This window comes from Actinosynnema sp. NPDC004786 (assembly GCF_053601135.1).
Genome location: NZ_JBSGBG010000017.1, coordinates 70,193 through 90,794 on the forward strand (window position 1 = coordinate 70,193; position 20,602 = coordinate 90,794).

Consider the following 20,602-nt stretch of genomic DNA (forward strand, 5'->3'; position numbering starts at 1 on the left):
GGGCGGGGGGCGATCGTCGTTCACCCGATCAGGGCGGGAAAGCGTTGCCGTGCGCTAAGTTGAGCATCCTATGAGCGTGCGGAAAACGGTGCTGGCGACGGCGGTTGCGGTGCTCGCGTGCGCGGGGTGCGCCGCCGTGCAGCCCCAGCCCGTGACCCAGCCGCAGATCCCGACGATCCTGCCGCCCACCACGATCAGCCGCATCCCGCAGATGGTGGACCGCCCGATCCCCGACGACTGCGAGCTGGTCGTCCCGGTCGAGGTGTTCAACCAGAAACTCGGGCGCGAGCTGCCGGGCGAGCTGAAGACGATCATCGGCATCCCCGAGCCGTCGCTCGGCCGCACCGGCAAGATCGACTGCTACTACGGGGTGCCGGAGCGCCAGCCGCTCACGGCCGCGCCGGTGATCGTCGGCCTGGCCACCTACACCGACGAGCCCACCGCGAAGGGGCGGGTCGAGGAGAGCGTGGCCGCCGAACGGCAGGAGGGCGGCACGGTCAAGGAGGTCGACGTGAGCAGGCGGAAGGGCCAACTCGTCACCACCAAGGACGAGCGGCTGCTCATGGGGTGGCTCGGCAAGACGACGTTCGTGGCCCGCGCCAAGGCGGGCGTCCTGCCCGACGACGCGATCGGCGGCTTCCTGGCCGCGATCGCCCAGCAGTCCATGACCCCCGTCGAGGGCTCCTGACGATCCGCCGCGTGGCAGGCTGGTCGCCATGTTGCGCGTGGGCCTCTCCGGGGGAATCGGGTCGGGCAAGTCGACGGTGGCGGGCAGGCTCGCCGAGCACGGCGCGGTGGTGATCGACGCCGACGTGCTGGCGCGCGAGGTGGTCGCGCCGGGCACCGACGGGCTGCGCGAGGTCGTGGAGGCGTTCGGCGCGGAGGTGCTGGGCCCGGACGGCGCGCTGGACCGGCCGGCGCTCGCGGCGAGGGTGTTCGGCGACGAGCGGGCCCTGGCCACGCTGAACGGCATCACGCACCCGAGGATCGCCGCCCGCACGGCCGAGCTGATCGCGGCCGCGCCACCGGACGCGGTCGTGGTGCACGACGTGCCGCTGCTGGTGGAGAAGGACATGGCCCCGCTCTACCACCTGGTCCTGATCGTGCACGCGGACCTCGACCAGCGCCTGGTCCGGCTGCGGGACCGGGGCCTGCCGGAGGAGGACGCGCGCAGGCGCATCGCCGCGCAGGCCGACGACGAGCGCCGCCGGGCCGTGGCGGACGTGTGGCTGGACAACTCCGGCACGCCCGACGTGGTGCTGGCCCGGGTGGACGCGCTGTGGGCGGACCGGCTGGTGCGGTACGAGTCGAACGTCCGGCTGCGCCGCCACGCCCCCTACGGCCCGCCGGTCGTGGTGCCGTACGACGAGACGTGGCCGGCGCAGGCCCGGCGGGTCGCGGCGCGCATCGGGTTGGCTGCGGGCGGCCGCACGGTGGAGCACATCGGCTCCACGGCGGTGCCCGGCCTGCCCGCGAAGGACGTGCTGGACTTCCAGCTGGGCGTGCGGTCGTTGGCCGAGGCCGCGGAGCTGGAGGAGGCGCTGGCGCAGGCCGGGTTCCCGAGCCGGGGACTCGCCGAGGACGGCGTGCGGCACGAGGGCCACGCGCCGGAGGACTGGCACGAGCGGCTGCACTCGGGCGCGGACCCGGGCCGGTGCGTCAACCTGCACGTGAGGGTGGAGGGCGGTCCGGCGTGGAACTGGGCGATCCGGTTCCGCGACTGGCTGCGGGCCGACGCGGCGGCGCGGGACGAGTACGCGGCGCTGAAGCGGGAGCTGGCGGAGCGGCACCGGGGAGACGACACCGATCTCGGGTACGCCGAGTCGAAGGAGCCGTGGATGGCCGCGGCGACGGCGCGCGTGGCGGCGTTCTACAGGGACGGCCAGACGTCGTAGATGCCCCGGTGGGTCAGCCACGCGCCGAGGTCGTGCCGGTGCAGGCTGACCTCTTCGAGCGTGCGGTGCACGGTGCGCAGCGCCTGGTCGGCGTCGTCGGGGCCGAGCACGCGCCCGGCGACGGCGGCGGCGAACTCCTCGCAGCGCACGATCCGCGCGGTGGTGCCGCCCGGCACGGCGAGGCCGAGGAGCAGGTCGGTGGTGCGCCAGGCGCGGCCGTCGCGCTGCACGCGGACCGCGCTGAGCACGCTCGGGCCGCTGCGGGCGTGGCGGGAGCGGGGTCGGTGGTGGGTCAGCCGGAGCCCGAGGTCGGGCATCAACCAGGTGACCTCCGAATCGGAGAACGGGTCCTCCGGCGTGGGGCACTCCAGCCGCAGCCCCCAGGGCTCCACCCGGCACGTCGTCAGGTACCGCGACGTCCCGCTGGAGTAGCTCCGAACTGCGCTGATGGTGTCGACCACGTCGACCAGCTGAGGTGTGATGACCGCTCCCACGCGATCCGAGGGTAGCCGGAAGTGTGCTGCGGGTAACTGAGCAGGTCGATTCGTTACATCACGGTCTGTGTGGTATGCGGTCACTATCGGGTGAAGGTACTGGGGTGGCGGTTGACCAGCGAGTGTGACCCTCTGTATTACGGCCGACGCCACGTGGTGATCGTTCCCTGGGCCGCGAGCCAGCGCACCGCGTCGTGCCCGTGCGCGGCGATGCCGGCCACCGCGCGGTAGGTCGTCTCCAACGCCCACTGCGCCCGGTCGGGCTGGATGAGGCCGCGGTCGAGGGCGACCAGCAGCTCGTCGGTGTCGAGCACGGTCACGCTGCGGCCGGTGCGCACGATCAGGTCGAGGTACAGGTCGACGGTCTTCCACACCGACCCGCTGGAACTGATCTCCACCACGTCCACGTACAGGTCGTAGTCGCACTCGTGGCCGGGGTGCCAGGACTGGCGGGTGACGCGCAGGCCGTGCGCGGGCAGCAGCCACGACTCGAAGTGGGACAGCCGGGGGTGGCCGGGCACCGGGCGGAACATGTAGAGGCCGTGCGGCGTCAGCCGGTACTCCTCGACGCCGCGCAGGTGGCCCTTGGGGTCGGTGTTGCTCTTCGCGTCGAGGTCGAAGTACTCGATCTTCGGCGGGTGGATGTGCATGAGTGTCCCGAGTTCGTCACCCGAAAGCAGGATGATCGCTTAGTCTTCCCGCCATGTTCGGCATCATCCGCCCCTGCCGCAACCGCCTGGGCCCCGAGCTGCGCGAGTCGTGGCTGGCGCACCTGTGCGGGCTGTGCCTGGCGCTGCGCGACGACCACGGCCACCTGGCCCGCGTGGTCACCAACTACGACGGCCTGGTGATCTCCGCGCTGGTCGAGGCGCAGGCCGGCAGGTCGCGGCGGTCGGCCGGGCCGTGCGCGCTGCGCGGCATGCAGTCGGCGGACGTCGCCGCGGGCGCGGGGGCGCGGCTGGCCGCGTCGGTGTCGCTGGTGCTGGCGTCGGCGAAGGTCGGCGACCACGTGGACGACCGCGACGGCGTGTTCGCCCGCGCCCCGATGCGCGGCGTGGGCAGGCAGGTGGCGCGGCGGTGGGCGGCGCAGGCGGCGGAGACGGGCTCCGACCTGGGGTTCGACACGGCGGTGCTGGTGGACGCGGTGCGCCGGCAGTCGGCGGTCGAGGCGGCGGCCGGCCTCGGGTCGTCCGTGCTGACCGTGACCGAACCGACCGAGACCGCGGCGGGCGAGGCCGTGGCGCAGACCGCGGTGCTGGCCGGGCGGCCGGGCAACGCGGCGGCGCTGCGCGAGGTGGGGCGGCTGTTCGGGCGGCTGGCGCACCTGCTGGACGCGGTGGAGGACCTGGCCGAGGACCGGGCGTCCGGCGCGTGGAACCCGCTGGTGGCGACCGGCACGTCGGCGGACGAGGCGCGGCGGTTGTGCGAGGACGCGGCGCTGGGGATCGAGCCGGCCCTGCGGGAGGTGGAGTTCGCCGACGACCGGCTGGTGCACGCGCTGCTGGTGCACGAGGTGCGCGAGTCGATCCGGCGGGCGTTCGCCGACCTCGACGGCCCCCGCTCGCACGACCCTCGCTCGCACGACGCGCACGTCCACGGCCCGCACTCGGACCACTCGCGCTCGAACGGCCCGCACGGCAACAACCCCCAGCCGCCGCCGGGGTGGCAGCCGGCCGGTCGGGTGCCGCCGCCCGGTCCCGTCCCGCCGCCCTCCGCGCCGGGCCGCGGCAACCCTCCCGTCCCGCCGTCCGGCGGCGGCAAGGGCAAGCGGGCCGGTCGGGAGCCCGGACCGGGCAGCGGGCTGTGGTTCTGGCCGAAGCTCGTCCACCCGCCCCGGAGCCGGGGCGTGCTGCTGGGCTGCCTGGCCGCGTTCTACGAGTGCGGCACGTGCCAGTTCTGCTGCCGCGACCCGCACCCCGGCCCGTGGAGCGGCAAGCGCCGTGAGGCGTGGTGCAATTGCGACTGCGGTCCGGGCTGCGACTGCGGCGGCTGCGACTGCTGACCCGCCCAACCCGTGTGTCCGCCCGATCCCGCCCCCGCCCCCGGCCCGGTCCCCACATGTCCCGCGCGACCCGCGTGACCCACCTGACCTGGGCCGGATCGGAAATTGTCGGACCCCCGGCGTACCGTCGTACCCGTGGCTTTCCCAACCGAGATCCCGGTCAAGGCGCACTCGTCGCATCGTCCCGTCGGTGACATCCCCCGCACCGACGGGAAGTTCCGCGTGGTCAGCGACTACCAGCCCGCGGGCGACCAGCCCGCGGCGATCGCGGAACTCGAACGGCGCATCCGCGCCGGGGAGAAGGACGTGGTGCTGCTCGGCGCCACCGGCACGGGCAAGTCGGCCACCACCGCGTGGCTGGTCGAGAAGGTGCAGCGGCCCACGCTGGTGATGGCCCCGAACAAGACGCTGGCCGCCCAGCTGGCGAACGAGCTGAAGGGCTTCTTCCCCGACAACGCGGTGGAGTACTTCGTCAGCTACTACGACTACTACCAGCCCGAGGCGTACATCCCGCAGACCGACACCTACATCGAGAAGGACTCCTCGATCAACGAGGACGTGGAGCGGCTGCGCCACTCCGCCACGATGAGCCTGCTCACCCGGCGCGACGTGATCGTGGTCGCGTCCGTGTCGTGCATCTACGGCCTGGGCACGCCGCAGTCGTACCTGGACCGGTCGATCAAGCTGGAGGTCGGCGTCGAGGTCGAGCGCGACCTGCTGCTGCGCGCCCTGGTCGACATCCAGTACACGCGCAACGACATCGCGTTCAACCGGGGCACCTTCCGCGTCCGCGGCGACACGGTGGAGATCATCCCCGCGTACGAGGAGCTGGCGCTGCGGGTCGAGTTCTTCGGCGACGAGATCGACAAGCTCTACTACCTGCACCCCCTGACCGGTGACGTGGTCAAGGAGGTGGACGAGCTGCGCATCTTCCCGGCCACGCACTACGTGGCGGGCCCGGAGCGCATGGAGAAGGCGATCCGCAACATCGAGCTGGAGCTGGCCGACCGGCTGGCCACCCTCGAGCGGCAGGGCAAGCTGCTGGAGGCGCAGCGGCTGCGCATGCGCACCACCTACGACATCGAGATGATGCGCCAGGTCGGCTTCTGCAACGGCATCGAGAACTACTCGCGCCACATCGACGACCGCGGCCCCGGCAGCGCGCCCGCCACCCTCATCGACTACTTCCCGGACGACTTCCTGCTGGTCATCGACGAGTCGCACGTGACCGTGCCGCAGATCGGCGGCATGTACGAGGGCGACGCGTCGCGCAAGCGCAACCTGGTCGAGCACGGCTTCCGGCTGCCCAGCGCGCTGGACAACCGGCCGCTGACCTGGGAGGAGTTCGCCGACCGGATCGGCCAGACCGTCTACCTCTCCGCCACGCCCGGCCCGTACGAGATGGGCCAGACCGGCGGCGAGTTCGTGGAGCAGGTCATCCGCCCGACCGGCCTGGTCGACCCGGAGGTCGTGGTCAAGCCGACCGAGGGCCAGATCGACGACCTGGTGCACGAGATCCGCTCGCGGGCCGAGCGGGACGAGCGGGTCCTGGTCACCACGCTGACCAAGAAGATGGCCGAGGACCTCACCGACTACCTGCTCGAACTGGGCATCCGGGTGCGCTACCTGCACTCGGAGGTCGACACGCTGCGCCGCGTCGAGCTGCTGCGCCAGCTCCGCCTCGGCGACTACGACGTGCTGATCGGCATCAACCTGCTCCGCGAGGGCCTCGACCTGCCCGAGGTGTCCCTGGTCGCGATCCTCGACGCGGACAAGGAGGGCTTCCTCCGCTCCGGCACGAGCCTGATCCAGACCATCGGCCGCGCGGCGCGCAACGTGTCCGGCCAGGTGCACATGTACGCCGACCGCATCACCGACTCGATGCAGCACGCCATCGACGAGACCAACCGGCGGCGCGCCAAGCAGATCGCCTACAACGAGGAGCGGGGCATCGACCCGCAGCCGTTGCGGAAGAAGATCACCGACATCCTGGAGCAGGTCTACGCCGAGGCCGAGGACGCCATCGCGCCCGGCGGGTCGGGCCGCAACACCTCGCGCGGCAAGAAGCCCACCGGCGACCCGGGCGCGTCCGGTCGGGCCAGTTCCGGCGTGCTGGCCGACCGGAACACCAGCGGCATGGCCCGGTCCGAGCTGGCCGACCTCGTGCAGCAGCTCACCGACCAGATGATGAACGCGGCCCGCGAGCTGCAGTTCGAGCTGGCGGCGAGGCTGCGCGACGAGATCCAGGACCTGAAGAAGGAGCTGCGCGGCATGGACGCGGCCGGCGTCAGGTAGCGGAGGCGGCCCGCGCGGGACGACCCCGGCCGGGGACGCCTAGCGGAAGCCGAGCTGCGCGGGACGACCCGGCCGGGGACGGCGAAGGGCGAGCCGCCTGGGCCGGGGCAGGTGAAGGGGAACCGCGTGGGGCGGACCCGGTCGGGGTGGCGAGCCGCGCGGGAGGGAACCCGGCCGCCGGGTCAGGCAGCGCCGACGGCGGCGCGGATCCGGTCGACCACGGCGTCCTCGGCCGCGCCGACGCGCCCGTCCGCCGAGGCGACCTCCTCGCACACCGCGACCACGGTGGCGGGGAACGCCTCGGCGTCCCCGGGGTCCTTGGCGGCCAGGATGGCCACCGAGCGCCGCAGCGCCGCCAGCACGCCGCGCTCCACGTCGGCCGCGGACCCGGCGGGCAGCTCCGGTCGCGCCGCGCCCAGCACCTCGCGCACCGCCGGCGGGAACGCCGCCATGGCGCGGATGCCCGCGTGGCTCTCCTCGTCCAGCGCGCCCGGTTCCGCGGTCGACACCAGCACCATCGCCCCGAAGACGGCGGTGCGCAGCGTCCGACCCTCCTCGTCCGTGTAGGAAGTCACCCGAGCACCCTAGTGGGATGAGCGTGATGCCATGACGTTGGACGACGTGATCGAGCACTGCCTCGGCAAGCCCGGCGCCGAGGAGACCTACCCGTTCGGCGACGGCGAGCTGTGCTGCAAGGTCGGCGGCAAGGTCTTCGCGTTCATCGGCCTGGACGGCGGCGGCGTCGGGGTGAAGTGCGGCGCGACGGCCGAGGAGGCCGCCTCGTGGCGGGCGCGGTACCCGGACGACGTCGAGATCAGCGCCTACGTCGGGCGCTACGGCTGGAACCGGGTCCGGCTCGGCGGCGCGGTGCCGGACGACGAGCTGCGCGAACTCCTCGACCTGTCCTACGAGCTGGTGGTGGCGAAGCTGCCCAGGTCCCGGCGGCCGATCCCGGCCGAATGACGCGGCGGCGCACCGGGGGAACCCCGGTGCGCCGCTCGTCGGGTCGCGCGTGTCAGCTCGTGATGTCCTTGCGGGCGAACTTCCGCGCCGCCAGGAGGCTGAAGAACGCGCCGTAGGCCAGGGCGGAGAACGTGCCCTTCGCCATCTGGGACCAGTCCACGTCCGACGACAGCAGGTCCACCCACGCCAGCGCGTAGTGCGTCGGCAGGTAGTCCCGCAGCCCTTCCAGCGCCGTGATCTGGTCGAGGATCTGCGACAGGATCGACGCCAGCACCGCGCCGCCGACCGCGCCCAGCGGCGCGTCCGTGGACACCGACAGGTACAGCGCGAGGCCCGCCACCCAGAACAGGTGGATGGAGATGTAGACGACGGCCAGCGCCACGCCGTAGACCCCCGAGCCGAAGGACGCCGCCTCGCCGGTCGGCGACACCGCCTCCCCGGCCCCGTACCAGACCACGCCGACGCCCAACGCCACCGCGGGCAGCAGCGCCAGCGCGAACACCGACATCAGCCCGGACGCCACCGCCTTGCGCCGCAGCAGCCGGTGCCGGGGGATCGGCGCGGCGAGCAGGTACTTCAACGACGACCACGACGCCTCGCTCGCGATCGTGTCGCCGAAGAACAGCGCCACGATCATCGGCAGCAGGAAGCTGCTGCTCACGAACAACGTCAGGATCACGAAGTTCACGCCGCTGGCCGTGGCCAGGTCGACGAACCCGCCGGACCGCCGGTTCGGCGACGCCTGGCCCAGCTCGAACGCCACCACCAGGATGAACGGCAGCAGGACCAGGAAACCGAGCACGAGCTGCGTCCGCCTGCGGCGCAGCTGCCGCACCAGCTCGACCCGCACCGGCAGCGTCCGCGACGCCTTGTAGCCGACCTTCGACCCGTCCGGCGCCACCGACGACCGCTCGGCCCGCGCCGCGTCGGTCAGGTCGGAGATCGCCGCCGGGTCGGTGTGCACACCGTTCTCGCTCATTCGCCCACCAACTCCAGGAACGCGTCTTCGAGCCGGCGGCGGGGGCCCGCCTGGTCCACCGCCACGCCCGCGGCCACCAGGGCCTGCAACGCGGACGCGCGGGGCGTGCCGTTGAGGCTCGCGTGGACCTGCTCGCCGTCCACGTGCACGTCGTGCACGCCGGCCAGGCCGCGCAGCACGGCGGCGGCCTCGTCGGGCCGGTCGACCCGGAAGCTCGCCTCGCCGCCACCCGTCGCGATCTCCTCGACCGGACCGGCGGCGACCAGGGTGCCCTTGTGCATCACGACGACGTGCGTGCACGTCTGCTCGACCTCGGCGAGCAGGTGGGAGGACACCAGCACGGTGCGCCCGGCCGCCGCGTAGCGGCGCAGCACCTCGCGCATCTGGTGGATCTGGGGCGGGTCGAGCCCGTTGGCCGGTTCGTCCAGCACCAGCAGGTCCGGCAGGCCCAGCATGGCCTGGGCGATCGCGAGCCGCTGCCGCATGCCCTGGCTGTAGGTCCGCACCCGCCGGTGCACGGCGTTGCCCAGCCCGGCGATCTCCAGGGCCTCCTCGACGTGCGCCTGCTCCAGCGGGCGGCCGGTGGCGGCCCAGTACAGCCGCAGGTTCTCCGCGCCGGACAGGTGCGGCAGGAAGCCGGAGCCCTCCACGAACGAGCCGATCCGCGACAGCACCGGCGCGCCGGGGCTCACCCGGTGGCCGAACACCCGGATGCCGCCCTCGGTGGGCCGGATGAGGCCCATGAGCATGCGCAGCGTGGTGGTCTTGCCCGCGCCGTTGGGCCCGAGCAGCCCGAGCACCTGGCCGTGCTCGACCCGGAACGACAGGTCCTTCACCGCGGTCAACCCGCCGGGGTAGGACTTGGTCAGGCCCTCGATCACCAGCGGCACCGACTCGAGCTCCGGGTCGACGTCCGCGGTCAGCCTGCGCCGGAACCACGCCACGACGGCCGCGATGACGCACACCACCAGCACGATCGCGATGCCCCACAGCGCGGTGGTCGGCACCTCGCTGGTCGCGTTCACGCCCGGCACCACCGGCACGGACAGCGCGGACGAGGCCAGCGAGATCCGGTAGGCGGCGGGCTCGGGCGCGTTCGCGTAGGCCATGTCGGTGGTCGACACGACGAGCTGGAACCGGTGGTCGGCCTCGACCGGGCGCACCGCGCCGGGCAGCGTCACGGTGACCTCGACCGGCGTGCCGTCGGCGGGCAGGTCCGTCACCCGCACGGGCGCGACGGCCGAGCCGGGCAGGGTCCGCACGCCGTTGGCGTCCGCGTCGTACAGCTTCACGAACAGCACCGCGCCGTCGGCCGGCACCGGCTGCCCCGGCACGGCGGCCACGCGCAGCCGCACCGTGGACGACCCGGTCAGCAGCGTCTGCCCGGTCTGCGGCTCGCTCTGGAACACCGCCGCCTGGCCGGGCATGTCGATCGACAGCCGGGACGACAGCGAGCTGGACCGCGACACCACCGACCCGAGGCCGGGCAGGCTGGACACCGCGGCCGGGTTGCCGCCCGCCGGGTTCACCACCACCTGCTCGGGGCCGGACAGCGGCACGTCGCGGCGCTCGGCGCCGGGCGAGCCGTTCAGGCCGGGGTAGCTCGGCGCGACGACGTTGCGCAACGAGGGCGCGCCGCTGCTGCGGAACGCGCCCACCACGGTGTACTCGAAGCCCGTGCCGGGGTCCGCGCCCTCGCCCCGGAGGTGGAACGCCATCCAGTCGGCGATCTGCCCGCGCAGCTCGGGGCCGGGCGAGCCGCCGTCGTGGCCGCCCGCGTACCAGACGACCTTCACCTTCGCGCCGTTCGCCGCGATCTCGCGCGCGTTGGCGTCGGCCTGGTCGAGGCCGAACAGGGTGTCCTGCTCGCCCTGGACCAGCAGCGTCGGCTGGGTGATCTTGTTCGTGACCGAGGACGGCGACGCCCGGCGCAGCACCTCCAGGGTCTGCGGTCCGGCCTTGCCGGTGGTCGCGACCTCGGTGTACGCGGCGCACACGTCGGCCTGGAAGCGGCCGCACGCGCCGTTGAGCGGACCGGCGGGCCGGGGGTCGCCCTGCTGCTGCGGCGGCGCGGTGACGGCCGCGGCGGCGTTGTCGGCGGCCCTCGCGTCGTCGTCGTCCTGACCGGGCTCGGTGGCCTCCTGGCCGGGGTTCGTGGCGTCCGCCCCGGACAGGCCGGCGGAGAAGAAGATGCCCGCCCACGAGCGCTTGAACACGCCGTCCTCGGCGAACGCGCCCGCCGCCGGGGTGCCCGCGGGCACGTCGTCGGCGCGCGCCGAGTTCGGCAGCAGCGCCTGGGCCAGGTCGTTGAACGTGATGACCGGGGCGATGGTGTCCACCCGGCGGTCGACACCGGCCAGGGACAGCGCCAGCGCGCCGCCGTACGAGCCGCCGGTCACGCCGACCCGCGGGTCGCCGCCGCCGTCGGTCACCACCTCCTCGCGGGTGGCCAGCCAGTCGAGCAGCTTCTGCGCGTCCCGGACCTCGTGGTCCAGCGAGTTCAGCGCGATCTGGCCGGTGCTGCGGCCGAAGCCGCGGGCGGAGTAGGCGAGCACGACGAAGCCGCGCCGGGCGAGTTCGGTCGCCTGCGCGGCCACGCTCGCCTTGCTGCCGCCGAAGCCGTGCGGCAGCAGGACGGCGGGCGCCGGTGTGCGTTCGGGCAGGTACAGGGTGGTGTCGATTTGCACGGTGCGGTCGCTGCCCGGGCTTTCCGGCACGTCGATCACCGCTTCGCGGGTGCTCACCGGGGCGGGGTCGTCCCCTTGGCGCGTGAAGACCACGATGGCGCCCACCAGGGCGACCAGCACGACCAGCGCGGGGAGCGACCACCTGCCGCGGAGGCGGTTGAGGGAGGCCACGGAGTTGACCTTAGGCCGGATCACCTGAGAACGGGCTGTCGGTCGGGGGTTCCCGCTCTCAGCGAACCCGCCGGTGGCAAGCCCGGACGGGTGCCCCTGATCACCCCCGCTGGCGCGGGACCGTGGTCATGCGTGAGACTGTGTAGGCGTGGAGGGGAGTACTCCCCAGCGGCGGTGTCGTCAGCACGGAGCCTGGCGTGAGGTTCCCGGTGCCGCCGGTCGGCTGATCCAGTCGGCGGAGGAGACCTCCGGTCATTGGCGTGCGCGCGATGTACCGGAGGTTGTGGTAGATGTCCGTCCCTGTGTGGCTGTGGTTCGCCACGATCGCCGGCCTGGTGGTCCTGCTGGCCATCGACCTCTTCATCGTCGACCGGAAACCGCATGAGGTGACCATCGGCGAAGCCGCCCGGTGGGTGACCTTCTACGTGGGTGTGGCGGTCCTGTTCGGGCTCGGCATCTGGTACTGGTCGGGTGGCACCTACGCGGGCGAGTTCTTCGCCGGGTACATCACCGAGTACTCGCTGAGCGTCGACAACCTGTTCATCTTCCTGATCATCATGACCACCTTCAAGGTGCCGGCGATCCACCAGCACAAGGTGCTGCTGATCGGCATCCTGATGGCGCTGGTCATGCGCGGCATCTTCATCGCCGTGGGCGCGGCGGTCATCGCCCAGTTCAGCTGGGTCTTCTACCTCTTCGGCGTGTTCCTCATCTACACCGGCTACAAGCTGGCGCGCACCGACCACGAGGAAGAGGAAGAGGAGTTCAAGGAGAACGTCGCGCTGCGGCTCGTGCGCAAGGTCTACCCGGTGACCGACGGCTACCGGGACGCCCGGTCGTTCGTGAAGATCGACGGCAAGCGGTTCGTCACGCCGATGTTCATCGTCATCGTCGCGATCGGCACCACCGACCTGCTGTTCGCGCTGGACTCGATCCCGGCGATCTTCGGCCTGACCAAGGAGCCGTTCCTGGTCTTCACCGCGAACGCGTTCGCGCTGATGGGCCTGCGTCAGCTCTACTTCCTGCTCGGCGGCCTGCTGAACAAGCTGGTGTACCTGTCGATCGGGCTGTCGGTGATCCTCGGCTTCATCGGCGTGAAGCTGATCCTGGAGGCGCTGCACACCAACTCGCTGCCGTTCGTCAACGGCGGTGAGCCGCTGCACGTGCCGACCATCGGCATCGAGTTGTCGCTCTCCGTGATCGTGGGTGTGCTGGCCATCACCACCATCGCGAGCCTGGTCAAGGTGAAGAGGCACCCGGAAGCGGTGAAGCCGGTGCCCGCTCCCAGTGACCATCTGTGAGCGTCAAAAACTCGTAAGCCTTGCTAATAATCGGTGGGGTAACGTGCTGAAGCGTGCGCCCCGATGACTTGCAGTCGCTGACCCAGCCCGGCTCCGTGTCGGTGCGTGGGGACCTCGTCCTGGTGAACGTCTCCACCCCCGACGTCGCCGCGAACGCCTACCGGGGCGGGCTGCACCGCGTCGCCCTGGACGGCACCGGGGCGACGCGCTGGACGTGGGCGGAACGCGACCTGGCCCCCCGGATCTCCCCGGACGGGCGCTGGGTCGCGTTCCTGCGCGTCACCGACCGCGGCAAGGCGCCGCAGCTGCACGTGATGCCCGCCGACGGCGGCGAGGCGCGCGCGCTCACCGACTTCAAGCTCGGCGCGGGCGTGCCGGTGTGGGCCCCGGACTCGCGGCGGATCGCGTTCACGTCGCGGGTGCCCGAGCCGGGCCGCTACGGCGCGCCGCTCGTCGAGGGCGGCGAAGCGCCGACGCCGGACGCCGAGGCGCCGCGGCACATCACCCGGCTGGACTACCGGCTGGACGACGTCGGCTTCACCGCCGACCGGCACGCCCGGCTGTTCACCGTGGACGCCCTGGACCCCGACGCCGAGCCGGTGGAGCTGACCGACGGCACGTTCTCCGCGGCCGACCCGGCGTGGACCGCCGACGGCGGCGCGGTGCTGTTCCTCGCCGAGCGCGACCTGGGCGCGGCCGAGGCGTTCCACAACGACGTGTACTCCGTGCCCGCGACGGGCGGCGAGCCCGAGCTGGTCGTGCTCGCGCCCGGCGCGGCCATGCTCCCGGTGGCGCTGCCCGACGGCGGCCTGCTGTTCTACTCGCCCGAGCACGCGCCGGGCACGGCCGCCGTCGCCCGCAACACGAGCCTGTGGCGGTTCGACGGCGAGCGCCTCACCCGGCTCACCGACCTGGAGACGGTGGACTGCGAGAAGGCCGCCGGCCCGCCCGTGGTGACCGACGCGGGGGTGCTGGTCGCGGTGCGCAACCGGGGCGCGGTCGAGCTGCGCCGGGTGCCGCTGGACGCCGAGGACGCCGTCCTGGCCGACCTGGAGCTGCTGACGGGCGACCGGTCCGAGGTGAAGTCCTTCGCCGCGGACGGCGACCGGATCGTCGCCGTGGTGTCCACCTCCGACAACACCGGCGAGGTGGAGCTGGTCGGCGGCGGCACGCTGACCGACTTCGGCTCCGCCGTGCCGCTGCGGCCGTCGGTGGAGCTGACCGGCACCGCGCCGGACGGCTACCCGGTGCACGGCTGGGTCGTCCTGCCCGAGGGCGAGGGGCCGCACCCCGTGCTGCTGGCCGTGCACGGCGGCCCGTTCATGTACCACACGTGGGGCTTCTTCGACGAGGCGCAGGTGTACGCGGCGGCCGGCTACGCGGTCGTGCTGCCCAACCCGCGCGGCTCCGCGGGCTACGGCCAGGCGCACGGCCAGGCGGTGATCGGCGGTTTCGGCACGGTGGACGTGGACGACATCCTCGCCGTCCTGGACGTCGCGCTGGAGCGCCCCGACCTCGACCGGACCCGCGTCGGCGTGATGGGCGGCTCGTACGGCGGGTTCATGACGTCCTGGCTGGCCGCGCACCACGGCGAGCGGTTCCGCGCCGCGTGGAGCGAGCGCGCCGTCAACGCCTGGGACTCGTTCGCCGGCTCGTCGGACATCGGCTGGTTCTTCACCGACGCCTACTGCGGGCCGAGCCTGGAGGCCCAGCGCGCGATGAGCCCGCTGACCTACGCCGAGAAGATCTCGATGCCGTTCATGGTCGTGCACTCCGAGCACGACTGGCGCTGCCCGCTCGAACAGGCGCAGCGGCTGTTCGTCGCGCTGCGCCGCAACGGGGTCGAGGCCGAGATGCTGGTGTTCCCCGGCGAGGGCCACGAGCTGACCCGGTCGGGCAAACCGAGGCACCGCGCGCAGCGGTTCGAGGCCGTGCTGGACTGGTGGGCCCGCCACCTGGGCTGACCCGGCCTCCGGCGTGACGCCGCACGCCGGTCCGGCCCGATCGCGACCTCCCGGCCCGGCACCGCCCCGGCGTCACGCCGGGAGAACGGCCGGTCCGGCCCCGCCCGAGGCCGTGTGGGACCGGTGGGGTGAACCGGCCGGAATCCCGGCGTCACCACCCCCGCGAGCGGCACACTGGTGCCCGGCGGAGGAGGTCTCGGGATGGCGATCCCTTCGGCTCGGCCCACCGGCACCTACCTGGAGGCGGTGTCCGACGCCGGGCGCGCGGCGCTGCTGGCGCTCGGCGTGCCGAAGCGGTACCGGCCCGGTGACCCCCTGGTGCGCGAGGGCGAGCGGTCCGACCACGTGATCCTGCTGGTGCAGGGTCTGGTGAAGGCGACCGTGACGCTGGAGAACGGGCGGGTGGCGCTGCTCAACGTCAGGGGCGGCGGCGACCTGGTCGGCGAGATGGCGTTCCTGACCGGCAACCCGCGTTCGGCGACCGTGACCGCGTGCCTGGACACCCGCGTCCGGGTCGTCGCCGCGGCCGAGTTCACCGATTTCCTCACGCGGTACCCGGCCGCCCACTTCGACCTGCACAGGATGATCCTGCGCACGCTGGAGTGGGGCGAGCAGCGGCGCACGGACTACAACGGCTACCCGGTCTCGGTGCGGCTCGCCCGCGTCCTGGTCCATCTCGCCGACGCCTACGGCCACCGGGTCGACGGCGGCATCGCGTTGAAGCTCAACCTCACCCAGGGGGAGATCGGGTCGCTCGTCGGCGTGGAAGAGGACACCGCGCGCCGGGAGTTCCGCACGTTGCGCGACCGCGGCGTCATCACCATGGGGTACCGGGCGGCCACGGTCGTGGATCCGGTGGCGTTGCGGCAGATCGCCGAAGCCTGAAACGGGAAACCCGGTGATCGCCTACCCCGCGGCGACCGCCGGCGGCATGCTCCTCCCGTGACAGTCGAAATGGCGAGGCCCCTCCACGGACTGGTCTACCGCCTCGTGGTGGCCGTCGATGTCGAGGGCTACAGCAAGCTGGACGCGTTGGACCAGTCGCTGGTCCAGGCACGGCTGAGCGACGTGCTGGACGCGGCCGCCCGCAACGCCGGGCTGGACCGCGACCTGTGGTACCGGCAGGTGCGCGGCGACGGCGAGCTGGCCGTGCTGCCCGCCGACGCCGACGCCGCGTGGGTGGTCGCCCACTTCACCGAGCGGCTCGCCGCGGCGCTGGCCGAGCTGCGGGCCGCGGGCACGCCGCTGCGGATGCGCGTGGCCATGCACTGCGGGCCGCTCACCGCCGGCGCGTTCGGCCTGGTCGGCGACGCGCCGATCGTGACCTGCCGGCTGCTCGACGCCAAGCCGGTCCGGGACGCGCTGGCCACCGCGGACGACGACCTGGTGCTGGTGATCTCGCAGCGGCTGCACGACGACGTCGTCCGCACCCGGTTCCACGACCTCGACCCGTCCCGGTTCCGGCCGACGCGCTGCCGGGTGAAGAACCAGGTGTACTCCGGGTACGTGTGCGCCGGGCCACCGCGTCGGGGTTGGGCGAATGGCTAGCGGACGGCGCGGTGCTTGGGGCACGCTTCGCGGATGCAGTGGACCGTGCGGGCCGGACGGCCCGACGACGCGCCCGAGATCGCCAGGATCAACGTGGACGCCTGGCAGCACTCGTACCGGGGGATAGTGGACGACCCGGTGCTGGACCGGATGCTGCCGGAGAGCAGGCTCCCGGCGTGGGCGCGCGTGCTGCGGCTGCCCGAACCCAGCCGGGTGTTCGTCGCGGTCGACGAGAGCACCGGCCGGATCGGGGCCTACTGCGCGGTCGACGCGGTCCGCGAGGCCAAGGACGCCCACCCCGACCTGCACACGGGCGAACTGGTGGCGATCTACGCGGACCCCCGCTACCACGGCCGGGGCGCGGGCCACGAGGTGCACGAAGCGGGCCTGCGCCACCTGGTGGACCAGGGGTTCCGGTACGCCGTCCTGTGGGTGTTCCAGGACAACGCCCGCAGCCGGGGCTTCTACGAGGCGCACGGCTGGCGGCACGACGGGCTGGTGCACCGCTACGAGCTGGGCGACCAGGAGCTGCCCGAGGTCCGCTACGCCCGGTTCCTCCCCGCGCCGCGCCGGCGTGGTCAGCCGAGCAGGGTGTAGTTCAGCTCCTCGCACACCCGCGCGAGCGGCAGGTCGAGCCCCGGGTGCTCCAGCGGCAGCAGCACGTCCGGCGCGGGGGGCAGTCCCGTGCCCCCGGGCGGGTCCCACAGGCACACCGCCGGCGCGCCGGAGTCCATGGACGAGCGGTACCAGAGCCCGTCCAGCTCCGGGTAGGCCGCGCGGATCGCCCGCGCCCACTGCTGCGTGACCGCCTTGGGACCCGCGCTGATCTCCTGCGACGCGCCGGCGCGGGTCGGCCACAGCCCGGTGAGGTCGAGCAGCCGCAGCGTCCGGCGCGGTCGCAGGACCACCAGGAACGGGCTGCGCGTGCGGCGGTCGACCACCGACGTCGCCTGGAACACCTCGGCCACCGACGTGCGCACGGTCAGCCCGAAGTACAGCACGCCCTGGTCGTGGGCGTGCGTGGGCGAGCCGTCGGCCGCGGGCGGCTGGGTGTCGAACCGCGCGTGCGGCAGCGGACCGGTGTAGCGGAAGCTGTTCCAGCGCTGCGGGTGCAGCCCCTTCGCGGTGAAGATGCGCACCAGGCGGGTGGCCCGGTGCACCGCCACCACGTCCTCGGCACGGCGCAGGGTCGCCTGCAGCACGGCGGGGGAGGGCGGCTGGGGGAGCCGTGACATGCGCGTCCAAGGTTCTCGGCGACGGGGATCGGCGACCGGATCGCGACCGGGGTCGGCGAGCGGGTCTGGCGGCGCGGCGGTCCGAGCGTGGTGGGTCGGGGCGCGCGGCGCGGGGGGCCGTGATCGGCCGGTCTTCGTCGGTGGCCGGCGTGGTGGGCCGGTCGGGTGACGTCGTCGGGTCGGGGTCAGGCGGGGGTGCCCACCTGAGCCGCCAGGGCGGCCACCCGGCGGGGTTCGCCGCCCGCCAGCAGCCACTCGCGGGGCGTCGTGGGCGCGCCGTCCACCACCAGGTCCTCCTGCTCGGTCGTCATGAACCCGGCCACCACGAGCGCGGGCTGGTCCGGCGGCACGGCGGCCAGCACGGCCTCCAGCCCCGGCAGCACCCCGGCGCCCGCGAACTGCCACGCGGGCAGCCGCCAGCTGCCCCGGTCCTTCCAGCCGACCAGGCGGCCGACGCCGAGCCGGTGCCGGATGCGACTGGTGTCCACGCCGAGCTGTCGCGCGGCCTCCGCCACGGTCAGCGCGGAGTCCCGCAGCACGGCGTGCGCCACCACGGTCCGCGCCCGGCCCTGGTCGTCGTGCACCCGGTGCGGGCTCAGGTCGAGGCCCACGTCCTCCAGCGCGTCGCGCTGGTCCGGCGAGAAGTAGCCGGCCGGGTCCGGGTGGGGTGGGGCGAGCTTGCGGGCCGCGTCGGCCACGAGCGACAGGAACTCGTCGGGGGTGACCTGCAGACCTGCCTTGGCCAACACCGCCTCCAGCGCGGGACTCATGCGCACAGGGTATCCCGATCGTGCGCTCTTGTGCGCATACGTAACCCGATCGTCGGAGGCAGCCCACGGAGTGCGCACATCTCCGCACTCTACGTAAACGCCCGAGGTCGGGCACGGTGACCTCGGACTCACCCACCCGCCGACTACGATGCGCCGGACGGAAGGCGGGGGTGGTCCGGTGGCGGTACCGGTGCGGGTGGACAAGCGGGTGGCGGCCGTCGCGGGCCTGTGGGCCGGGGCCGTCGTGACCGCGCTGGTCGTGGTCCTCAGCCGCTCCGGGGGTGACATCGGCCTGCTCGACCTGCGCGTCTACCGCACGGGCGGCCGGGCGTGGCTCGAAGGCGTCCGGCTGTACTCCGAGGCGTTCCCGCGACCGCTGGACGGCCCGCCGTTCCCCTTCACCTACCCGCCGCTGGCCGCGGTGCTGTTCAGCCCGCTCGCGGTGGTGCCGTGGTCGGCGGCCGTGCTGATCTGGACCGGCGTCGGCCTGGCCCTGCTCACCGGCGTCTGCCTGGTCACCGCCGAGCACGCCTACGGCCGCACCCGGCGCGCTCTGCTCCTCGGCCTCGGCGTCGCCCTGGGCTCGCTGCTGCTCGAACCGGTCACCGCGACGCTCGACTTCGGTCAGATCAACCTCGTGCTGCTCGGCCTGGCCGCGCTGGACTGCCTGCTGCCCAGGACGCCGTGGCCGCGCGGCCTGCTGATCGGCCTCGCCGCCGCCATCAAGCTCACGCCGATGGTGTTCGTGCTGTTCTTCCTGCCGCGCAAGCGGATCAAGCCGGTGGTCACCGCGGTCGCGTCGTTCGTCGGGTTCAGCCTGGTCGGCTTCGTCGCCGCGCCGACCGACAGCAAGCAGTACTGGTTCGACGCCCTGCTCGACCCGGGCCGCGTCGGCGGCCTGGACTACGTGGCCAACCAGTCGCTGCGCGGCCTGGTCAACCGCTGGGGCCTCACCGGGACGGGCGAGTCCGCCGTGTGGGCGCTGTTGTGCCTGGCCACCGTCGCCCTGGTGTGGGTGGCCGTGGCGCGGGCGAAGGACGACGAGGTGGCCGCGCTGATGGCGGTCGCCGTGGGCGGCCTGCTCGTCTCGCCCGTGTCGTGGACCCACCACTGGGTGTGGGTCGTGCCCGGCATCGTCTACCTGTCGCACCGGTACTGGCCGTGGGGCGCGGCGCTCGCGTTCCTCTTCTGGCTCGCGCCGATGTGGTACGTGCCGTACGAGAACAAGCTCGAGCAGACCTGGACGTGGTGGCAGCAGGTCATCGGCAACGCCTACATCTGGGCCGGCCTCGCCGCGCTCGTCGTGCTGGCGCTCAGGCCGCGCGCGACCACCCCTGACCAGCCGCCGGCTCTGGCGTGATCGGCTCCGGTCCGCACGTGACCAACCGCCGGCGAGCGGCCACCGGGCCGGGTGCGTGATCAGCCGCCGGTGATCAGCGCGACGGCCCGCTCGCGGGTCGCCTCGTCCACCTCGCCGAGCCGGAAGCCGCGCGCCACGATGTGCGCCACCAGGTCGGGCTCCGGCGGGAGGCCGTGCTTGCGCAGGTAGTGCGGCACCGCGCCGGCCCAGATCCAGGAGCCGTCGGTGCGGAAGTTCAGCGGCACGTCCTGGTCGCCGACGAACTCGTCCACGTCCAGGTTGCGCGCGGCCAGCACGACCGGCGCGCCCTCCAGGTACGTCAGCAGCGCCTCGGCCAGCTGCGGGTCGAGCACCTGCCGGTTCACCACGGGCCGACCGGCCTCGTCCCGGCCGTCGTAGACGTGCGCGGTGCGCAGCGCGTCCGACGCGCCCGCCGGCGGCGCCTCGTTCACCGGTTCGGGCACGGCGGGCGGCGGGAGGGGCGGCAGGCCCAGGCGCTGCCGCAGCCACGGCGGGATGCGGTCGTCCTGGCGGGGGAACGTGCGCAGCTCGTCCTGGAAACCGATCAGCGGCGGCGGGTTGCGCCAGCGCGGCTCGTCGTCGGCGTTGAAGTCGACCGAGTACGCGGCCGGCGCCTCGATCTCGTACACCGCGCTGAGCCACGTGCCGCGCACCGGCTCGTACATCCCGGCGCGGAGCTGACCGAAGAGCTGGACCACGTCCATCGGCGGCCGCACCGGCCGCCACTGCCCGTCCGGGCCCGCGAACGCCAGGTCCACCTCGATGTGCCGGCCGGCGGCCCGGTACTCGGCCCGGATCCGCTGCCAGCCCGGCGGCAGCGCGGGGAGCATGGCCCGGCCGATCTGCTTGACGAGCTGGTTCTGCTCCTGCTCGGTCAGCGGTGTGGCTGGCTGGCTCATGCGTCGAACACCCCTTTG

At 73.3% G+C, this 20,602-nt stretch carries 19 protein-coding genes; 11 read left to right on the forward strand and 8 right to left on the reverse strand.

Annotated elements, in window-relative coordinates; all coding sequences use genetic code 11:
• The first annotated feature begins 76 nt into the window (after positions 1–76).
• Entirely contained in the window at positions 77–688 is a 612-nt protein-coding gene (locus ACWEFJ_RS17535; RefSeq protein ID WP_378084633.1) for a hypothetical protein, read from the forward strand.
• 28 nt (positions 689–716) lie between these two features.
• On the forward strand, positions 717–1,895 hold the full coding sequence (gene coaE, locus ACWEFJ_RS17540; protein WP_449714356.1) for a dephospho-CoA kinase: 1,179 nt from the start codon (positions 717–719) through the stop codon (positions 1,893–1,895).
• On the opposite strand, the gene ACWEFJ_RS17545 is transcribed toward coaE, so the two are convergent.
• A complete protein-coding gene (locus ACWEFJ_RS17545) occupies positions 1,871–2,389 on the reverse strand; it encodes a DUF402 domain-containing protein (RefSeq protein WP_378084629.1) in 519 nt (172 codons plus the stop codon). The two genes, coaE and ACWEFJ_RS17545, sit on opposite strands and share 25 nt — an antisense overlap.
• Before the next feature lie 137 nt (positions 2,390–2,526).
• Positions 2,527–3,039, reverse strand: coding sequence for a DUF402 domain-containing protein (locus ACWEFJ_RS17550; protein ID WP_378084627.1), 513 nt, complete (start codon positions 3,037–3,039; stop codon positions 2,527–2,529).
• Between the two features lie 53 nt (positions 3,040–3,092).
• Between ACWEFJ_RS17550 and ACWEFJ_RS17555 the strand changes: the two genes are divergently transcribed.
• Together ACWEFJ_RS17555 and uvrB are read left to right on the forward strand one after the other, a co-directional pair.
• Positions 3,093–4,391, forward strand: a complete 1,299-nt coding sequence (locus tag ACWEFJ_RS17555) for a DUF5685 family protein (protein WP_449714357.1) — start codon at positions 3,093–3,095, stop codon at positions 4,389–4,391.
• Between the two features lie 135 nt (positions 4,392–4,526).
• Positions 4,527–6,686, forward strand: a complete 2,160-nt coding sequence (gene uvrB / locus ACWEFJ_RS17560; protein WP_378084624.1) for an excinuclease ABC subunit UvrB — start codon at positions 4,527–4,529, stop codon at positions 6,684–6,686.
• Between the two features lie 182 nt (positions 6,687–6,868).
• On the opposite strand, the gene ACWEFJ_RS17565 is transcribed toward uvrB, so the two are convergent.
• The gene (locus ACWEFJ_RS17565; RefSeq protein WP_449714358.1) at positions 6,869–7,261 is read right to left on the reverse strand and encodes a hypothetical protein; all 393 of its coding nucleotides are present in this window, start codon (positions 7,259–7,261) and stop codon (positions 6,869–6,871) included.
• A gap of 31 nt (positions 7,262–7,292) precedes the next feature.
• Here ACWEFJ_RS17565 and ACWEFJ_RS17570 point away from each other — a divergent pair, with 31 nt between their 5' ends.
• Positions 7,293–7,649, forward strand: coding sequence for an MmcQ/YjbR family DNA-binding protein (locus tag ACWEFJ_RS17570; RefSeq protein ID WP_378084620.1), 357 nt, complete (start codon positions 7,293–7,295; stop codon positions 7,647–7,649).
• A gap of 52 nt (positions 7,650–7,701) precedes the next feature.
• Here the strand turns inward: ACWEFJ_RS17570 and ACWEFJ_RS17575 are convergent, their stop codons facing one another.
• Positions 7,702–8,628 carry an ABC transporter permease gene (locus tag ACWEFJ_RS17575; RefSeq protein WP_449714359.1) on the reverse strand — a complete coding sequence of 309 codons (927 nt, stop codon included), beginning with the start codon at positions 8,626–8,628 and terminating at the stop codon, positions 7,702–7,704.
• The gene (locus ACWEFJ_RS17580) at positions 8,625–11,486 is read right to left on the reverse strand and encodes an alpha/beta fold hydrolase (RefSeq protein ID WP_378084617.1); all 2,862 of its coding nucleotides are present in this window, start codon (positions 11,484–11,486) and stop codon (positions 8,625–8,627) included. Before ACWEFJ_RS17580 ends, ACWEFJ_RS17575 begins: the two co-directional genes overlap by 4 nt.
• Before the next feature lie 290 nt (positions 11,487–11,776).
• Here ACWEFJ_RS17580 and ACWEFJ_RS17585 point away from each other — a divergent pair, with 290 nt between their 5' ends.
• From ACWEFJ_RS17585 to ACWEFJ_RS17605, 5 genes are all read left to right on the forward strand, one after another.
• Positions 11,777–12,787, forward strand: coding sequence for a TerC family protein (locus ACWEFJ_RS17585; protein ID WP_378084615.1), 1,011 nt, complete (start codon positions 11,777–11,779; stop codon positions 12,785–12,787).
• A gap of 53 nt (positions 12,788–12,840) precedes the next feature.
• On the forward strand, positions 12,841–14,751 hold the full coding sequence (locus ACWEFJ_RS17590; RefSeq protein ID WP_449714360.1) for a S9 family peptidase: 1,911 nt from the start codon (positions 12,841–12,843) through the stop codon (positions 14,749–14,751).
• A gap of 201 nt (positions 14,752–14,952) precedes the next feature.
• A complete protein-coding gene (locus ACWEFJ_RS17595; RefSeq protein WP_378084612.1) occupies positions 14,953–15,636 on the forward strand; it encodes a Crp/Fnr family transcriptional regulator in 684 nt (227 codons plus the stop codon).
• 57 nt (positions 15,637–15,693) lie between these two features.
• Positions 15,694–16,299, forward strand: a complete 606-nt coding sequence (locus ACWEFJ_RS17600) for a hypothetical protein (protein WP_378084611.1) — start codon at positions 15,694–15,696, stop codon at positions 16,297–16,299.
• A 33-nt stretch (positions 16,300–16,332) separates the two neighbouring features.
• Positions 16,333–16,896, forward strand: coding sequence for a GNAT family N-acetyltransferase (locus ACWEFJ_RS17605; protein ID WP_378084610.1), 564 nt, complete (start codon positions 16,333–16,335; stop codon positions 16,894–16,896).
• Here the strand turns inward: ACWEFJ_RS17605 and ACWEFJ_RS17610 are convergent.
• Both ACWEFJ_RS17610 and ACWEFJ_RS17615 read right to left on the reverse strand, forming a co-directional pair.
• Entirely contained in the window at positions 16,878–17,534 is a 657-nt protein-coding gene (locus ACWEFJ_RS17610) for an RES family NAD+ phosphorylase (protein ID WP_378084608.1), read from the reverse strand. The genes ACWEFJ_RS17605 and ACWEFJ_RS17610 overlap by 19 nt on opposite strands.
• 185 nt (positions 17,535–17,719) lie before the next feature.
• On the reverse strand, positions 17,720–18,304 hold the full coding sequence (locus ACWEFJ_RS17615; protein ID WP_378084606.1) for a DNA-binding protein: 585 nt from the start codon (positions 18,302–18,304) through the stop codon (positions 17,720–17,722).
• A 178-nt stretch (positions 18,305–18,482) separates the two neighbouring features.
• Here ACWEFJ_RS17615 and ACWEFJ_RS17620 point away from each other — a divergent pair, with 178 nt between their 5' ends.
• Positions 18,483–19,664: a glycosyltransferase 87 family protein gene (locus ACWEFJ_RS17620; protein ID WP_449714361.1), complete on the forward strand. Its 1,182-nt coding sequence runs from the start codon at positions 18,483–18,485 to the stop codon at positions 19,662–19,664.
• A gap of 59 nt (positions 19,665–19,723) precedes the next feature.
• Here the strand turns inward: ACWEFJ_RS17620 and ACWEFJ_RS17625 are convergent, their stop codons facing one another.
• Positions 19,724–20,584 carry a hypothetical protein gene (locus tag ACWEFJ_RS17625; protein ID WP_449714362.1) on the reverse strand — a complete coding sequence of 287 codons (861 nt, stop codon included), beginning with the start codon at positions 20,582–20,584 and terminating at the stop codon, positions 19,724–19,726.
• Positions 20,585–20,602 lie beyond the last annotated feature (18 nt).